Origin of the sequence: Cupriavidus phytorum, assembly GCF_003254285.1 — a bacterium.
GTDB classification, from domain to species: Bacteria; Pseudomonadota; Gammaproteobacteria; order Burkholderiales; family Burkholderiaceae; genus Cupriavidus; species Cupriavidus phytorum.
The window spans coordinates 1-1037 of record NZ_QKZN01000013.1 but is presented as its reverse complement, the minus strand read 5'-3'; the positions used below and the strand labels follow the sequence as shown (position 1 = coordinate 1037).

Below are 1037 nucleotides of genomic sequence, written 5' to 3'. Positions count from 1 at the left end.
CGCTGCGGTCAGCGTGGTCTTGCCATGGTCAACGTGACCAATCGTACCAACGTTCACGTGCGGCTTGGTCCGCTCGAACTTTTCCTTTGCCATTTCGCGACTCCTGTCTCGGTAGCGATATTGCCAGTGCGTGGTATTTGGTGCCCATGGGCAGGATCGAACTGCCGACCTCTCCCTTACCAAGGGAGTGCTCTACCACTGAGCCACATGGGCGAAACTAGACGTACTACTTTATGACAGCAACCGCGCGACTGGAGCGGGTGAAGGGAATCGAACCCTCGTCGTAAGCTTGGAAGGCTTCTGCTCTACCATTGAGCTACACCCGCCTGGGTCTTTCCTGCTTCTTCACCGGCATTGCCGGCTGCTGTCTTGCATTCTGGTGGAGAGGGCTGGATTCGAACCAGCGTAGGCGTAAGCCAACAGATTTACAGTCTGCCCCCTTTAGCCACTCGGGCACCTCTCCGCAGAGAACTATCGATTATGGGCTTCCTCGCCGCTCCTGTCAAGCACTTTCCGTTGCGGATGCTGTGCTGCCAAGGAATCGGGAGGGCGTTCCGGCGTGGCGTCTGGCGCTGCCTGACCGCTCCCACAAGCGCAGTTTAGATTTCTGCGTTCTCACCCTATAGGGGCTCCGCAGGACGGCTCCTGGCGGCTCTGAAGCGGCCTGGCGGAGCTGCTCGACGCCGTTCCGAACGGGCGATGGAAAAAGCAAAAACCCCTCGCAGCACACGCTGTCGAGGGGTTTTGCAGTATAAGAGCCTGGCGATGACCTACTTTCACACGGGAATCCGCACTATCATCGGCGCGGAGCTGTTTCACGGTCCTGTTCGGGATGGGAAGGGGTGGTTCCAGCTCGCTATGGTCACCAGGCATGAGGGGTTGTGGCGCTGTCGGGTTGGGACAGCGTCACGAATCGGGATGTAGTTGGGGTTGTGCGTATCTGGCACAGACACGATCACACACACCAGGTGAAACACACTGGTTATAGGATCAAGCCTTACGGGCAATTAGTACTGGTTAGCTTAACGCATTACTGC

The 1037-nt window shown here is 57.6% G+C and carries 1 protein-coding gene, 3 tRNA genes and 1 rRNA gene; all 5 read right to left on the bottom strand.

Going from position 1 to position 1037, the window contains the following annotated elements:
- Window positions 1-93: GTP-binding protein (locus C7416_RS29420; RefSeq protein ID WP_018003793.1), on the bottom strand; the 93-nt coding region annotated here is incomplete at its 3' end.
- A gap of 45 nt (window positions 94-138) precedes the next feature.
- Window positions 139-213, bottom strand: a tRNA-Thr gene (locus tag C7416_RS24335).
- 39 nt (window positions 214-252) lie between these two features.
- Window positions 253-326 (bottom strand) — tRNA-Gly (locus C7416_RS24330).
- Window positions 327-377: 51 nt separating this feature from the next.
- A tRNA-Tyr gene (locus tag C7416_RS24325) sits at window positions 378-463 on the bottom strand.
- A 294-nt stretch (window positions 464-757) separates the two neighbouring features.
- Window positions 758-870, bottom strand: a 5S ribosomal RNA gene (gene rrf / locus C7416_RS24320).
- Window positions 871-1037 lie beyond the last annotated feature (167 nt).